This is a genomic window from Bradyrhizobium sp. Kon56 (genome assembly GCF_055807635.1).
In genome coordinates this window covers 1-280 of the sequence record NZ_JBVVOU010000379.1, presented here as the reverse complement: position 1 = coordinate 280, position 280 = coordinate 1, and the positions used below count along the sequence as shown (strand labels likewise).

The following is a 280-nucleotide window of genomic DNA, read 5'->3' as shown; positions in this document are numbered from 1 at the left end:
ACGCGGAAAAATCCCTGGTCAGCAAGGTCGCCTGGCGCCTGATGCCGCTGATCATGGTCTGCTATCTGTTCGCGTTTTTTGACCGCATCAACATCAGCTTCGCCAAGTTCCAGTTGCAGGCGGATCTGAGCCTGAGTGACACCGCCTATGGCCTGGGCGCCGGCTTGTTTGTGGTGGGTTACGTGATCTTCGAAGTGCCCTGCAACATGATGCTGTACAAGGTCGGCGCGCGGCGCTGGATCGCGCGGATCATGATGTCCTGGGGCCTGGCCACGGCGGC

The 280-nt window shown here is 60.4% G+C and carries 1 pseudogene; it reads left to right on the top strand.

Annotation, left to right across the window (positions count from 1 at the left end):
* A pseudogene (locus AC0L3B_RS39375) lies at window positions 1–280 on the top strand (MFS transporter); the annotation flags it as partial.